The following is a 14,229-nucleotide window of genomic DNA, read 5'->3' on the forward strand; positions in this document are numbered from 1 at the left end:
TGGTGCGGACCGTCCTTTATTGGCAGGAATCTGATGATGGCAAGTCCTGATCACAAGACATTGGAGCGGATGGCACTGTTCGCCGATGTCGCCCGCACGCTGAGTTTTACCCGTGCTGCCGAACAATCCGGTGTGTCGAAAAGCTATTTGTCCGAGCAGGTCCGGCGCCTGGAGCGTGACCTCAACGTCAGTCTGTTGATTCGTTCGACCCGGAGCGTGCGGCTCACTGAAGATGGTGAGCGCGTGCTGCGGCGCATGGACCAGGTGCAGGATAGCCTGATAGAGCTGGGAAGAGAGCTCGAGCACGCTGGCGGGCGATTATCGGGCGAGCTGCGCATTACGGCGCCGGTGCTGTTTGCCGAGCACTATCTGATGGACATCTGTGACGACTTTCAGCGCACCCATCCCGAACTTCGCCTGCGCCTGGACGTCAGCTATCGCAACCATGACCTGACACGAGAGCGCTTTGATCTGGCGTTTCGCTCGACCCTGGTTCCACCGGAGCGCATGATCGCGCGTCCGCTGATGCGCTACCGCGCGGTTTGCTGCGCGGCACCTTCCTATCTGGCGCGCCATGGTCAGCCCCAATCCACGGCGGAATTGCGCGAGCATCGTTGCCTGACCTTCACCCAGCAACAGCTGTGGTCGTTCGATGCGGAGGACGTCACCCTGGAGGGATGCTTGAGCATCAATGATCATCGACTGCTGCGTCAGCAGGCGTTGGCAGGTCGGGGAATCGTGCGAGTGGCAGACTATCTGGTGGCCGACGATCTGGCCAGGGGGGAGCTGGTGGAGGTGTTGCCGACGTATGCTGAGCGCACGCGTACCATTCAGATGATCTACCCGCCCAGACTTCGCCAGTCGGCCAAGCTGCGTGCCTTTATCGAGGCCCTGAGTGAGCGTCTAGAGAGCTAGCCAGCGCCGCGCTCTCGCGACACTGGCGGGGATGGAGAGATAGAGGGGGAGAGATAGGGGGGAGAGATAGGGTGGGAGAGATGGCTGGGTCGGCCAGGGCGTGGGCCCCGGCCGGCCAGGACATTAGCTGTCTGCCTCCATGGCAGCGGGCATGGCGGCCAGGGTGGCTTCGTCAGACAGCAGGTCATGCAGGGTCTGGGAGGCCAGCTGCGAGTTGCCGTCCATCACTCCATCCAGCCATACCAGCGCTTGTTCCCGGTTGGCGTTTTCCAGGCCGTTGGCGGCAAGGTAGGCCTTGGCCAGGGCCAGCCGCGCGGTCTCGTGCCCTTGGCGAGCGGCTTGCAGCAGATAGTCGGCTCCCTGCCGAGTATCACGCTCCAGGTTGTCACCGCGCAGATATTCGCGTCCAAGGTTGGCCTGGGCGCCGGCATGCCCCTGGTCGGCTGCGCTGGTCAAAAGCTGCTCTCCTCGCTGTACGTCCTGGGCCAGTTGCTGGTCGCCGCGAATCAGCGCCGTGCCCAGGGCGGAGCGAGCCGACAGGTTGCCGGCCTCGCTGGCCTGGCTGAGCCAGCGTTCGGCCTGCTCTCCATCGGCGGTGACACCCTGGCCATCCAGATAGGCCTCACCCAGAGTCTGGGCAGCGTACTGGTTGCCTGCTTCTGCAGCCTGTTGCAGCAGCTGACGGCCTCGCTCAGGGTCAGCGTCGACCCCATTACCGCTCAGCAGCAGCTCGCCAAGGTCTGCTCGCGCGCCGGCGTGGCCTCCCGCCACCGCCATCTTAAGCAATTCGGCGCCCTTGGCGGGATCCCTGCTGACCCCATCACCGTCCAGGTACATCCGGCCCAGGGCGGCGGCGGCGCCAGGGTGACCCTGACGAGCGGCCTGTTCCAGCCAGCGACTGGCCTCGGCGTTGTTCTGGCCAATGCCCTGACCATCACGATAGGCGCGACCGAGATCCGCCATGGAGTTGACGTTTCCCTGGCGCGCAGAAGCGATCAGGGCCTGGATATCGCCGGCCTTGCCGCGATCCCGTTGGGTGCGCAGCAGGGCTTCAGCCGCGGAGGGGTGGCCCGCTTGCTCGGCCCGTTCAAGCCAGTCTGTCGCCGCGGTCAGGTCGCGCTCGACACCGGTACCATCGCGATAGGCTCGGCCCAGCACCACCATGGCATAGGCGTCGCCCTGCTCGGCAGCTTCTGTCAGCAGACGACGACCCGCCTCGACTCTGGGGCTGACCTCCGGCTGCGCCGATGGGGTGGGAAGCCTGGTTGATGACGTGGTTGATGACATGGTCGAGGACGCGGCTGGCGTCTGCGGCTGTAAGGGTACAGAGGCCTGCTGGAGGCCTTGACCACCGGCCAGGTCGCCAGTCAGGTAGGCTTCACCCAAGCGAGTGGCCGCGCTGGTGTCGCCCGCCTCGACGGCCTGGGACAGCAGGCGCTCTGCTTCATTGGGCTGGTAGGCCAGCGGGCCGTCCTGCTGCAGGTAGGCCTCACCCAGTACCCGCAAGGCGCCGGTCTGGCCCTGCTCGATGGCCTCGCGCAGCAGGCGTTCGGCGCGGGCCGGGTTGGCGGCTACGCCACGGCCTTCGAGATACAGCTGTCCCAGCTGCTCGGTGGCGAAGGGGTGCCCCAGTTCATGGCCACGCTCAAGATAGCGAGCGGCCATGATCGGCTGTGACGGCACCCGGTCGTCAGACAGGTAGACCTGGCCGAGAACCGCGAGGGCCAGAGCGTCATCGCGGTTGGCCGCTTCCTCGAGCAGGCGAATGCCTCGCTGCGGCTCGGCCGGCAATGCATCCCCTTCCAGCAGGGCACGGCCCAGCGTGACACGCGCCGTCACGGAGTCTTCGGCGATGGCCTTTTCAAGCCATGAGCGGGCTTCCATGGGACGCGCTCTGAGCCCGTCTCCCTCGAGCAGCAGTTTGCCCAGGCGCTCCATGGCATCGACATCGCCCGTCTTGGCCGCCTCACTCAGCAGCTCAGCGCCCTGATCGGCGCGGCCGCTTTCGAGCATCTCACGGCCGGCCTTGGCGACAGCGCCAGGATCACCCGCCTGGGCAGCCTGACTCAGCCAATGCAGGCGCTGCTCATCGTTGCCGGCAAGCAGGCCATCCGCGGCGTACAGCTCGGCCAGCTCGGTCATGGCCTTGACGTCGCCGCCACCGGCTCGCTCGCGCAGGCCTTCGGCATAGCGCTGCGCATACTGGCGTGAGCGCTCGGGGTCGTTGTCCAGCCAGCCGCCTTCAGCGTAAGCCTGGGCCAAGGCCAGAGTGGCATCGGCATTGCCGGTGTCAGCCGCTTGACGGTAAAGCGCCAGGGCACGCTGAGGGTCGGCGGCAACGCCGTCGGCACCGCGAGCCAGTAGCGATGCCATGACCACCCCCTCGTCACGGCCAATCTGCTCCTCCATGGCCTGTTCGAGCAGGTAGTAGGCGAGTACCGGGCGGTAGGGGGCACCTTCCTGCTCAAGGCTCAGCTTGGCCAGATTCAGCGATGCGTGGCCCAGTATGTAGGAAGGGGTGCGCACGGCGTCTTCATAGTAGGTGGCCGCCTTGGCGGGGTCTGCCTGGATGCCTTTACCCTGGTCCCAGATCTTGCCCAGTTCGTAGTACGCCTTGGGTATGTCCTGGGCCGCCACGGCCTTCAGTTCGAGGATCGCCTCGCGGGTCTGTCCCGCGGCGACCAGCTGCTCGGCTTTGTCGAGCGCGTTGTCATGCATCCATTCGGGATTGCGCGGCTGTTCGCCATCAAAGAAGTCCTGGTACTGCGCCGGCAACGGGTCGACCCCGGTCGACTGGAACTGGGAACCCGGCGCGGCGCAGCCGCCCAGCCACAGGGCCATGGCGGCGGATGCGGTCAGCGGAAAGGCCTTCGACCAGCGCAGGCCTTGAGGAGTAAAGGAGCGAAAGTGGGGGAGCATCATGGGCAGGCCTCCTGGGGCTTTTTTATCGGTCACTGCGACACAGCGTCATCGGCAAGGCCTTCGAAGGCGGTCGTCTCGCGCCGGCTTTCGTCGATGACCAGGTGCTGTTGCGCCTGCGGTGACATGAAGTAGAGCGTCTGGTAGCCGCCGGCGCTGCGGTTGTAGACCGGACGGACCTGAGTCAGAAATTCCTCGATGCGGGGATCATCGAAGTGGTTCTGGTAGATCTCCATCCAGGCAAAATACTGGTTGTCCTTGAGAAAACCGGTGTACTGCTCGCGAGGAGCAAGGTCTCCAAGAGCTTCCGGGTTATTGAAGATGGTCAGGGCGAAGTCCACCGCATCGTGGATGCTGTGGCCGTCTATCTCGAGATCGAAGATGTCGTAGCCCTGACGGGCGATGACCTGCATGTTGGTGATCAGGTAGAGCAGGGCATAGTTCTGGTAGTGAGTGGCGCGACGACCCCGGTCGATTTCCAGCGGGAAGGCGCCCTGATCGGTCATGTCGGACAGTGCCGAATAGATGGCGCTGACACCGAAGCGAAACAGTTCGTCATCCTCGGTCACCACCCCGATCACGCTGGCGTAGAGGGCTCGCCGGTAGAAGTGGTTGTTGCAGCAGCTGTTACCGGGCTGCCCGGGAATCTTGGCGTGCTTGTGCGCCAGCCGGTTCAGCCACTCTTCGATGCGTTGCTTGGCCTGGGTGTGGCCCTCGACCTCGGGCCGCACCACCGAATAGGCCATGCCGGCGGCAAAGATCATCGATTCGGTGGCGAACCACGCCTGGGGCTCCATGGGATCGTAGTGGAAGTCGGTCAAGGCATCGTGCTGCGCCCATTGATCAAGGAACGACACCAGGCACTGTGCATAGTAGTCGTCGGCTGTGGCGACGAAGGAGCCAGCCAGCATCGATACGCTGTCTTCAAAGTCGAACAGCGGCTGGGAGGCCAGCTCCCACTCCTTGGGGCTGGGGTAGTAGCCTGGAATACGCAGCCGGGTCGTGATCGGTTCCTGTGCCAGCAGCTGCTGGCAGCTCGGCCCGTTGGAGAGCTGGTCGATTTCCTGCAGCAAGATGGAGTTATCGGTGCTTGCCAGCATCTGCATGCGGCTGTCCACATCGAAGTAGGAAGCGTCAGGTCGCGTCACGCGGTAGTCGCTGAGGTCGAGTTCGGCTCGCTCTTCCAGGGTCATGGCCTGGGCCGCTGTCGATACGGCGGCCAGTGCAAGGCTGCCCGCCAGCACGGCAGGTAGCGCTGTCCAGGCCGAGGCGATGATGCGAGGCGATGATCCGCGCAAGTCAGGCATGCAGGGTCTCCTTGTTGACGGCCCGTGGGCCGTCACACTCATGAACGTGGTGCGTAGAAGTGAAAGTCGGCGAAGTCGACGTGCTGGTCCCGCGGCGTGCGCCAGTCCTTGCCATGTCCACCAAAGAAGGTGGAGAACATGAGGCCGTCGATGTGAACGCTGTCGCTGGTGCGATAGGTGATATCGGTCTGCTCGATCAGCGGCTGGCCATTGACCCAGACGCGAGCGACGCCATTGGCCTGGCCGGGATCATTGAGGATGATTTCCTGTTCCAGCGTGACCCACTGTCCGGATGGAAAGCTGAAGCGCCCCCGGGCAATGGAGTCACCGTAGTCGTTGTCACCGCCCACCACGTATTCGTAGAGCTCGCCTTGACCGTTCTCGCGCCACATGTAGCGCATCGAAAAACCGTTTTCGCCGGTGACGTCATCGCCGCCACTGGGGGCTTCACCGCCGAACAGACCCGGCAGCTTGCCGCCCTTGACGAAGTCGAAACCCTGTTCGAAACGGACCCGATAGCTGAGGCAGGCGTGGTCGCTGCCTGACAGTTCGGCGGGCTCGGCGTAGAAGCCGGCACCACCGACGTCGGTGTCTCCCGGTGAGGACGTTCCTTGCGGATAATGCACGCGCAGGGCGGGCGTCTCGGCGTGTCCGGCGAGCAGTTCGACGTTTTCCTCGGTGCCCCAGGTTCGGGTGGTGTCAAAGCCCTCTCGAATCGCATCGTGAGCGCTCGACTCGCCAAGCATCGGCGCCGGAGACGCTACCAGCGGAAGGCGGGTGGAGCAGGCAGCAACATCGGGCCGTCCTGGCTCGTCAGCGGCCTGGACCAGCAGCGGTTGTGCGGCCAGTACGGCGAGGACAGAAGCGGTCAGGCGCGTCGTGTTGGTCATGGCGTGTTCTCCTTGATCACTGTCATGCAGCGCTCAGGGGAGGCGCTCCCCTGACGCGTCGATGGCGAGGGCATCAGCCTGCCTGGTTGGCCTCAGGGCTTTCCTCGGCGGAAGAAAACAGTCGACTGGCCTGCTGGTAGATGCCGCGGCCGCTCTGCCAGATCCACTCGGCGGTGGCGCCCAGCAGCGCCTGTTCGGTGAAGCGCACGTCCACCGGGGTGCCGACGCTTTCGACGGGCAACGGCTTTTCCGGTACCAGCAGCACGCTGGCGACGTTCTGCTGCTGGCGCACCCAGCTGGGGAAGCCCGCGCGGGGCTGGCGCTCGATGTCGAGAGCCACACTGCGCACCCTGGCGCTGATCGTGCCTGAGGCATTGGGCAGTGATAGGTAGGCCAACTGATCCGGCTCGATGCGGTCGATGTCGTCCATATGGACCAGAGCTTCGACCATGACCTCGTCCTGACCGGTGCGCATCAAGGTCATGATCTTTTCGCTTTCATTGATGTAGGTGCCGTCAGAACTGGACAGGGCCCAGGCGACCAGGCAGTCGCAGGGGCTGTAAATCTCGTTCTGGGACTGGCGTGCCTGCAGTGCGGTGACGCGGGACGCCTGGAAGTCCCTGGCCGTCTCGAACTGGTCGATCCGGGCCTCGGCAATGGCGGGTGACACCGTCTCGAAGCTGACGGCTTCGCCGTTGCCCGGCTCAGCGGAGTTGGCCAGGCTGACCTGACCGCCGTTGGCGCTATCCAGGCTTTCCTGAAGATTCTCGATCAGTTGGCTGTTATAGCGCTGAGCCGCCTCGGCCAGAATGAGGTCGGACTCCAGGTCTACGTCCTTGACCCGCGTGAGTGCTTCGTCGCGGGTGACGCGATCGCCGGCTTCCAGCTCATGGGCCATCAAGATACCGGGGCTAGGGGCTCGGATATCGATGCGTGGTGCGGTGACTGCGGCAAAGCTGGGTTCAATCAGCATGAAGTTGCGGTAGGCCGTGGCCGCCGCCACGATGGCCAGAACCGCAAAGCCCATGAACAGCGCCACGTAACGACCCAAGGGCTTGGGGGGACGCGCCGCCGGTTGCGGTGCACTGCCCGCTCCACGTCGCTTGCGGGGAGTCTGGCTGTCTTCACCCTGCAACAGCTGTTCGACGTTCAGCGGCCGTCCTGCCAGATGGGCTCGCACGACCTGGCGCAGCAGCTCCAGGTGGGAGGGGGAAATGTCGGTAATCTCGAAGCCAGCGTGATGCGTACCGGCGCGCCCCTCCTGTGCGAGGCTGTGGCGGCAGCTGGCGCCGACCGGCACCAGCAGTTCCCCGCTGGCGGTCTGGATGGCGATCTCGCCGCGAATGCGCGCATCCTTGCGCATGGCTTTCGGGCTTTCGATCGCGAACCCACCCTGTGACAGGTCGACGCCGCGAAAACGGTTGCCATCCTCGAAGCGCACTTCAAAGGTCGGCGTGACGCGGATATAGCGGCGTTCATCGCGTCGCTCGTGGGCGAGGCCTGGGCGGCTGTCACCGTTGCTGGTACTGGCGTCATGGCCAGCCTGCCCGAGGCTAGGCTCTGCCCGCTGTTGAGAGGGCGAAGAGGCAGGACGTGACGAAGGTGTCTCTTGATCGTGGTGGTCGAAGTAATCGCTCATGGCGGTATCTGAGATCCTGTGTCGAAGTTGGCCGTGTCGGGACGTATCTGGTCGTGCGTATCGATCGGGTATCGTGGGACGCTTGAATGGCGCGGCGTAGAGCCCCTAGGGAGGCGCAACAGTGGCGGGGCTAGCGGCGGCTCCTGACTGACCAAGAATGTCGAGGGATGTGGCGTCCGGGATCTTCAGCACACCGGTTGCCAGGGTCAGCACGAACAGCATCAGGCAGACGTGGAAGGCATGCAGCAGATGCCCCATCCGCCGCTGTCGACGAACCGCCTTGGGGTTGTCCGGTTCACCCGCAGAGATTCCCTGGCGCGACCACTTCTGCCGATTGAAGCGAAAGCTCACGTAGGTCTTGAGCAGGGCGCCGTAGACCTGGTTGTAGTAGATCAGCGGAATCCACAGCAGGCTGAAGCGACCGCGCTGCCAGGCAAGAATCAACGTCGAGATGCCCCTGGTGAACAGAATCCACAGGGCATAGGCGAAGATGAACGACGGGCGCACGAACAAGGACACCAGTATCGCCACCGTCGGCCCGATCAGGGTCGTCCACATGGAGAGACGCTGGTCGATCAGGCTCCACCAGGTGAATAGCCCCATAGGGCGCGGTCCCAGGGCGATGGCTCGGCCACTGGTGCGCAGCATGTTGCCGTACCAGCGGCGCATCAGATCGGTGGTAGAGGCGAAAAAGCGCGTGCGATCAGGTAGCTCCTCGAAGCCAGAGACGTAGACGTCCGGCAGGTAGAGCATCTTCCAGCCATTTTTCAGCAGCCAGTACCAGGTCGACTTGTCGTCGCCGGACAGGAACTTGAAGGTGCCGAAGCGCCAGTGATCCACGTGGTCGTTCTCGACCATGTCAATGAAGTCAGGGTGGGTAGCGAGGTCTGCACGAAAGGCACTGTAGCGCCCAGTGAGCACCAGCAGGCGCTCTGACACAGACATCGAACTCATCACCAGGTGGCGTTGCGCGTAGCGCAGGTCGTACCACTCCTTGGTGGCATCGTTGCCAGTGACGATCGCACTGTTGTTGGTCGTCAAAGCGCCAAGGTCATCACGCAGCGCAAAGAACGACAGCGAGCGCTCCAGGGTGCCGGGTTCCAGCAGAATGTCACCGTCCATGGACACCAATAGCGCGTCCGGTGCCGGTGCACGACGGGAGATCGCACGTAGCACCTCGGCCATGGCGGAGCGCTTGCCGTCGCCCTTCTGGAACATGTATCTGACTTCGATATGCCCGGGCCAGCCATGCTCCTGCAGGACGTGGGAGATGATGTCCACGTCGGTCTGGTCCGACACCGAGGCGAACACCGTCGTCGGCACGCCGTAGCTGCGGGTTTCACGGATCAGCGCATCGTAGACGCGATAGCAGACGTCCGGATCGATCCGAAACGAGGTGCACAGCACGTACAGCTCCGACGGCCTGCCGGCGTCACCCAAGGCATCGGCCTGTGCCCGCATCCGCGGGAAGATGCGGCGGTTGTACCACACCGAGCGCAGGGCCTGGACGAACCACCAGGAGTAGCGCCAGGCACCCACGGCACCGATGGCAAAAAAGAAGCTCTTCGACGCCGGAGAGAACACCTCTGATGGGAGTTCACTGACCAGCACGACGAGCAGGGCGAGCAGCAGAGCCAGGGTGGTCAACTCCGTGGCCTTGCTGGCCACGGAGGTGTGCTTGGGAAGTGATGACATGGTCGAGCCCTCACACCCTGGGTTGCTGGAGAGACGCTCCACGGCCCATGGCGTAGTACTCGAGCCCAGCTTGTTCCACATCCTCGGGGGAATAGAGGTTGCGGCCATCGATGACCAACGGATGGTTAAGCGTGCGAGCGATCTTGTCGAAGTCCACCGTGCGGAAGGCTTTCCATTCGGTGCAGATGACCAGCGCGTCGGCGCCTTCGAGGGCGGCATCGCGCTGTTTTGACAGGCACAGGTCCGGGCGCTCACCGTAGATGCGATGACACTCGGCAGCGGCTTCGGGGTCGAAGGCCTGGACCCGTGCGCCGGCTTGCCACAGTTGCTCCATCAGCACGCGACTGGGGGCTTCGCGCATGTCGTCGGTGTTGGGCTTGAATGCCAGGCCCCAGATGGCGATGGTGCGTCCTTCCAGGTTGCCATGCAGCGCAAGTTCCAGCTTGTCGAACAGTCGCGTCTTCTGGTTGTTGTTGACGGTTTCCACCGCCTGAAGCATGCGCGCTGGTGCTCCCACTTCACTGGCCGTGCGCGCCAGTGCCTTGACGTCCTTGGGGAAGCAGGAGCCACCGTAGCCACATCCCGGGTAGATGAAGTGATAGCCGATGCGAGGATCACTGCCGATACCGTGCCTCACCTGTTCGACATCCGCTCCCAGATGCTCTGCCAGGTTGGCGATTTCATTGATGAAGCTAATTTTTGTCGCAAGCATGGCGTTCGCTGCGTACTTGGTCAGTTCGGCACTACGGACTTCCATGAACATCAGCTTGTCGCGCTGGCGGCTATAGGGCGCATAGCATTCGCGCATCAGGCGGCGTACTCGATCGCTGTCGGTTCCTACCACGATACGAGCACCACGCGAGAAGTCCTCGATGGCGGCCCCTTCCTTCAGGAATTCCGGGTTTGAGCAGACATCGAAATCGACATCCAGCTGACGACCTTCCAGTGCGTTGGCAACGGCTTGAGTGACCTTGTCGGCTGTACCCACCGGCACGGTGGACTTGTTGATCACCACTCGATAGTCATCCATGTACTGGCCAATGGTCTGCGCCACACCCAGCACATGGGTCAGGTCAGCACTGCCATCTTCGTCAGGCGGAGTTCCGACCGCGATGAACTGAAGCAGACCATGCGCGACACCCTCTTGTGGGCTGTCGGAAAAGCGCAAACGACCGTCATCCATGTTGTGGCGGATCAGCTCTTCCAATCCTGGTTCGTAGATAGGGACTTCGCCTCGCTTGAGTCGGGCGACCTTGACCTGGTCGACGTCCACACACATGACATCGTGTCCTACGTCAGCGAGGCAGGCGCCGGTGACGAGACCCACGTAACCAGAACCGTGAATGGTGATCTTCATGAACCCTCTCCTTGCGAACGTCTGTGGTAGTGGCGGCTGCCCTGGTGCACTCACGCTGTGGTGCTGTGGCGCGGGTCAAGCCTTGTACTGGGTGTTCTGGTGCGCAAAGTTTGGGCCATGTTTCAGTGGTTTGTAGAAAAAACAGATACCTATAGCGTTTCGTCTTTGGCGTGCCTAGCCGTTCGGGCTCGGTGAAAGACAAAAGTGTCTCTCTAAAGAGACGTATGTGTGTGACCTTTGTATAAGTCCTTAAAAATCAACACCCTAGATGTTGCTCATTAGATACGCCTTGTGTTTTTTCTGTTATAAATTATTGAAAATAATAGGTTTTTTTATAAACCAGGAAGGCGTGACGAATGCTCCCCGGCGCTGCGAACGGCGCGCTGGTGCTAAAGACGGTTTTTGACGACTTAGCAACGTCATGCCTGGGGGGAGGAGAAGAGACGGTGGGAGCCGGCTGTCCGGCGTGCCTCCCAAAAGAGTGAGGCACGTCTTGGGCGTCGCCCTCTCGGAAGCAGGACCACAAAAGATAGATGATTTAACGAGTTAGCAGAAAATTACTAGATAACTAGTGTTAGAAGGTGTGCCTCAGATAGATATGGTCACGGCAGTGAGTACCAGTATTTTAATCTTAGGTAATGTGAGTTCTATATGATTTTGATGTGTGAAAATGCATCTCTAATCTAAGATTGATGCTTATAAAATTGACCAAACTGAGCGTTCTGCAACGGAATGCTCTTTGTGCCTGTACTTGAGTCCAATGCCGAGACATAAGGTGCTTCGCTAATACTGCTTCCAAATTGTGCTGGATGTGCGGGTTGTTTGCAGACTGCAGATATGTGCAACAACGGAACGCACCGACAGCTATCTGGAGATAACTAGCGGGATGCGCTGAGTCTTGGCGGGGTCATTGTGGCCACGGTACCCGGGACGGCGAGGCACACCGCGAGACAGGGGCAGGGACTCGATAATGAGCACAGCGACAGTGGTGGCGGTTCAAGGGCAAGCGTGGATTCAAAGCGAAGACGGGACGCTTCGAGAGCTTCGTCCTGGAGACCAGATCCAAGACGGCGAGAGACTGGTGACATCCCAGGGTGGTGAGGTGTCCATTGCTCCTGGCGGTACCGGTGCTCCTCAGGCGCTGACGGGGAGCGGGCAGGTAAGCCTTTGGCAATCCCCCCAGGGGGCCGTCGATGCGGTGCTGCACACCACTGAAGCCGGAGACAGTGCGGACGACGGTGCGCTGGAGTCACTCGGTGTTCCGCTTGCCGCAGGCAGTGCTGCCTTGATTGACGCCCCTGTACCCGACGGTACACAGGCGGCTTCCACGGGTGAGGGTGAGGAGCTTGCCGAACTCGCTGAGCTTGCTGATCAGGCCGATAACGTGTTGGGGGACGCAGAGCTCAATGACCTGCTCGCGGCGATCGATGCTGGAGATGGTGATCTTTTTGATAACCTCGAAGATCCGGCTGCCGGTGGCGCTGGCGGCGGCGATGATGAAGGTAGCAATTTTGTCCGTCTGCTGCGCATCGTGGAGCTGGTGGACCCTCTGGCGTTCCAGTTTGATCTTGGTGGACGTGACGAGCTCATCGACCGTGACTTCACCGGCGTCGATGCCGTCGATCCTGGTGACGATGACGAAGGTGTGACACTGACAGGGCTCGATGGCCCTGGAGACGGCGGCACGCCGGGATCTGGTGGCCCCGGTAATCCGGGAGGCCCTGGCAGTCCCGGTAACCCGGGAGGGCCTGGCGGTCCCGGGACCCCCGGGGGATCCGGCGATCTGCCGGTGGGCGCGTCCAGCGCAGAACAGGTCCTCTACGAGGCCGACCTGAGTGGCGGCACCCGCGGAGATAGCACGCAGCTGATTCGCAGCGGTTCCTTTGGCTTTACCTCTCCAGATGGCTTGTCAACGCTGTCCGTTGGCTCTGTTACGCTCACCTTTGCTCAGCTGAGTGCGCTGGGAACCTCGCCGGTCACTATCGTTACCAAGCACGGGCTTCTTACGTTGACCGGTTTTTCCGGTAGCGCAGCCGGTGGCACGGTCAGCTACACCTATCAGTTGACCAATAACGTGGATAACGATGCCGAAGCGGGTGCCACAGACGGTGGCTTCCTGGACAGCCTGGCGGTTCGCGCAGTGGACGTCGATGGCAGTAGTGCCGGTGGTTCACTGGATATTCTGATCATCGATGATGCGCCTGTTGCGGTGGACGATGCCACTGTCGAAACGACAGACGATGCTGCGGTCACGCTCAACGTTGTCACCAATGCCACCGGTGCCGATACCCTCGGGGCCGATGGCGCCAGCCTCACCGCGGCCGAGCTGGTCGACGCCGATGCCGGCAGTCTGGTGTTCAATGCCGATGGCACTATTACCTATACCCCAGCCCCTGGATTCGAAGGCACCGCTGAGATCCGCTACACCCTTACCGACAATGACGGCGACACCAGCCAGGCCACCTGGCGGGTGGTTGTTGAGGATGACGAGCCCGTTGTTCAGGTGATGCCGGATGCGCCGAACGCTTCCGGAAACGGCGAAGTCGACGAAGCCGGTCTGGATGACGGCGGCAGCCAGTCTGCCACCGACCTGGAGACCACCAGCGGCACCATCGCCATCGATACCGGCTCCGACAGCGTGGGCTCGGTGGTGATCAGCGGCGTGGACGTGACCAACGGCGGCACCGTGCAGGGTACCTACGGCGTGCTGACGGTCACCGTCAACAGCGGCGTCTACAGCTACAGCTATACCTTGAGCGACAACACCACCGACCATAGCAGCCAGGGCACCGGCAGCGACGGCATCCAGGACGTGTTCAGCCTGGTGGTGACCGACTCCGACGGCGACGTCAGCGATCCCGCGGCCCTGACCATCGACATCAAGGATGACGTGCCCGAGGCCACCGACGACGCGGCCGAGACCGACGAGAACGTGGCGATCACCGTCAACGTGCTGGACGGCAGTGCCGGTGGCCTGGACGTGGCCGGCGCCGATGGTCCGGTGACCCTGACCAATGCCGCGCTACAGGACCCGAGCCAGGGCAGCGTGAGCTTCAATGGTGACGGCAGCGTGACCTTTACCCCGGCGATGGGCTTTGAAGGCGACGTGCTGATCGACTACACCATCACCGATGCCGACGGGGATACCGCTAACGCGACCCTGACCATCACCGTGGACGCTACCCCGGTGGTAGAGGTAAACCCCGAGTCGCCCAATGCGTCTGGCAATAACGAGGTGGACGAAGCCGGTCTGGATGACGGCGGCAGCCAGTCTGACACCGACCTGGAGACCACCAGCGGCACCATCGCCATCGATACCGGCTCCGACAGCGTGGGCTCGGTGGTGATCAGCGGCGTGGACGTGACCAACGGCGGCACCGTGCAGGGCACCTACGGCACCCTGGTCGTCAGCGTGGTGAATGGGGACTACAGCTATACCTACACCCTGGACGACAACACCACCGACCATAGCAGCCAGGGCACCGGCAGCGACGGTATCCAGGACGT

8 protein-coding genes are annotated in these 14,229 nt (G+C 62.5%); 2 read left to right on the forward strand and 6 right to left on the reverse strand.

Translation table 11 applies throughout. From position 1 onward, the window contains the following. Positions 1-33 precede the first annotated feature (33 nt). Positions 34-915, forward strand: coding sequence for a LysR family transcriptional regulator (locus KUW18_RS09770; protein ID WP_222561277.1), 882 nt, complete (start codon positions 34-36; stop codon positions 913-915). Between the two features lie 123 nt (positions 916-1,038). Here the strand turns inward: KUW18_RS09770 and KUW18_RS09775 are convergent, their stop codons facing one another. From KUW18_RS09775 to KUW18_RS09800, 6 genes are all read right to left on the reverse strand, one after another. After that, complete coding sequence (locus KUW18_RS09775) at positions 1,039-3,837, reverse strand: SEL1-like repeat protein (RefSeq protein WP_261396595.1); 2,799 nt, start codon at positions 3,835-3,837, stop codon at positions 1,039-1,041. 29 nt (positions 3,838-3,866) lie between these two features. After that, positions 3,867-5,141 carry an alginate lyase family protein gene (locus KUW18_RS09780; protein ID WP_206944777.1) on the reverse strand — a complete coding sequence of 425 codons (1,275 nt, stop codon included), beginning with the start codon at positions 5,139-5,141 and terminating at the stop codon, positions 3,867-3,869. A 38-nt stretch (positions 5,142-5,179) separates the two neighbouring features. Next, on the reverse strand, positions 5,180-6,031 hold the full coding sequence (locus KUW18_RS09785; RefSeq protein WP_206944776.1) for a polysaccharide lyase: 852 nt from the start codon (positions 6,029-6,031) through the stop codon (positions 5,180-5,182). Positions 6,032-6,104: 73 nt separating this feature from the next. After that, positions 6,105-7,670: a PilZ domain-containing protein gene (locus KUW18_RS09790; RefSeq protein WP_222164289.1), complete on the reverse strand. Its 1,566-nt coding sequence runs from the start codon at positions 7,668-7,670 to the stop codon at positions 6,105-6,107. Between the two features lie 105 nt (positions 7,671-7,775). Continuing rightward, positions 7,776-9,365: a glycosyltransferase gene (locus KUW18_RS09795; protein ID WP_224908328.1), complete on the reverse strand. Its 1,590-nt coding sequence runs from the start codon at positions 9,363-9,365 to the stop codon at positions 7,776-7,778. Between the two features lie 10 nt (positions 9,366-9,375). Next, complete coding sequence (locus KUW18_RS09800; protein ID WP_222164288.1) at positions 9,376-10,722, reverse strand: UDP-glucose dehydrogenase family protein; 1,347 nt, start codon at positions 10,720-10,722, stop codon at positions 9,376-9,378. Positions 10,723-11,692: 970 nt separating this feature from the next. On the opposite strand from KUW18_RS09800, the gene KUW18_RS09805 reads away from it, so the two are divergent. Beyond that, positions 11,693-14,229: retention module-containing protein (locus KUW18_RS09805; RefSeq protein WP_222561278.1), on the forward strand; the 2,537-nt coding region annotated here is incomplete at its 3' end.

Origin of the sequence: Halomonas sp. DP5Y7-2, from assembly GCF_019802025.1 — a bacterium.
GTDB lineage: Bacteria > Pseudomonadota > Gammaproteobacteria > Pseudomonadales > Halomonadaceae > Halomonas > Halomonas litopenaei_A.

What these genes read in the sequence shown, in the direction of transcription:
- KUW18_RS09795 (WP_224908328.1), bottom strand. Translation starts at nt 9,365, where the DNA reads ATGTCATCACTTCCCAAGCACACCTCCGTGGCCAGCAAGGCCACGGAG.
- KUW18_RS09785 (WP_206944776.1), bottom strand. Translation starts at nt 6,031, where the DNA reads ATGACCAACACGACGCGCCTGACCGCTTCTGTCCTCGCCGTACTGGCC.
- KUW18_RS09790 (WP_222164289.1), bottom strand. Translation starts at nt 7,670, where the DNA reads ATGAGCGATTACTTCGACCACCACGATCAAGAGACACCTTCGTCACGT.
- KUW18_RS09800 (WP_222164288.1), bottom strand. Translation starts at nt 10,722, where the DNA reads ATGAAGATCACCATTCACGGTTCTGGTTACGTGGGTCTCGTCACCGGC.
- KUW18_RS09780 (WP_206944777.1), bottom strand. Translation starts at nt 5,141, where the DNA reads ATGCCTGACTTGCGCGGATCATCGCCTCGCATCATCGCCTCGGCCTGG.
- KUW18_RS09775 (WP_261396595.1), bottom strand. Translation starts at nt 3,837, where the DNA reads ATGATGCTCCCCCACTTTCGCTCCTTTACTCCTCAAGGCCTGCGCTGG.
- KUW18_RS09770 (WP_222561277.1), top strand. Translation starts at nt 34, where the DNA reads ATGATGGCAAGTCCTGATCACAAGACATTGGAGCGGATGGCACTGTTC.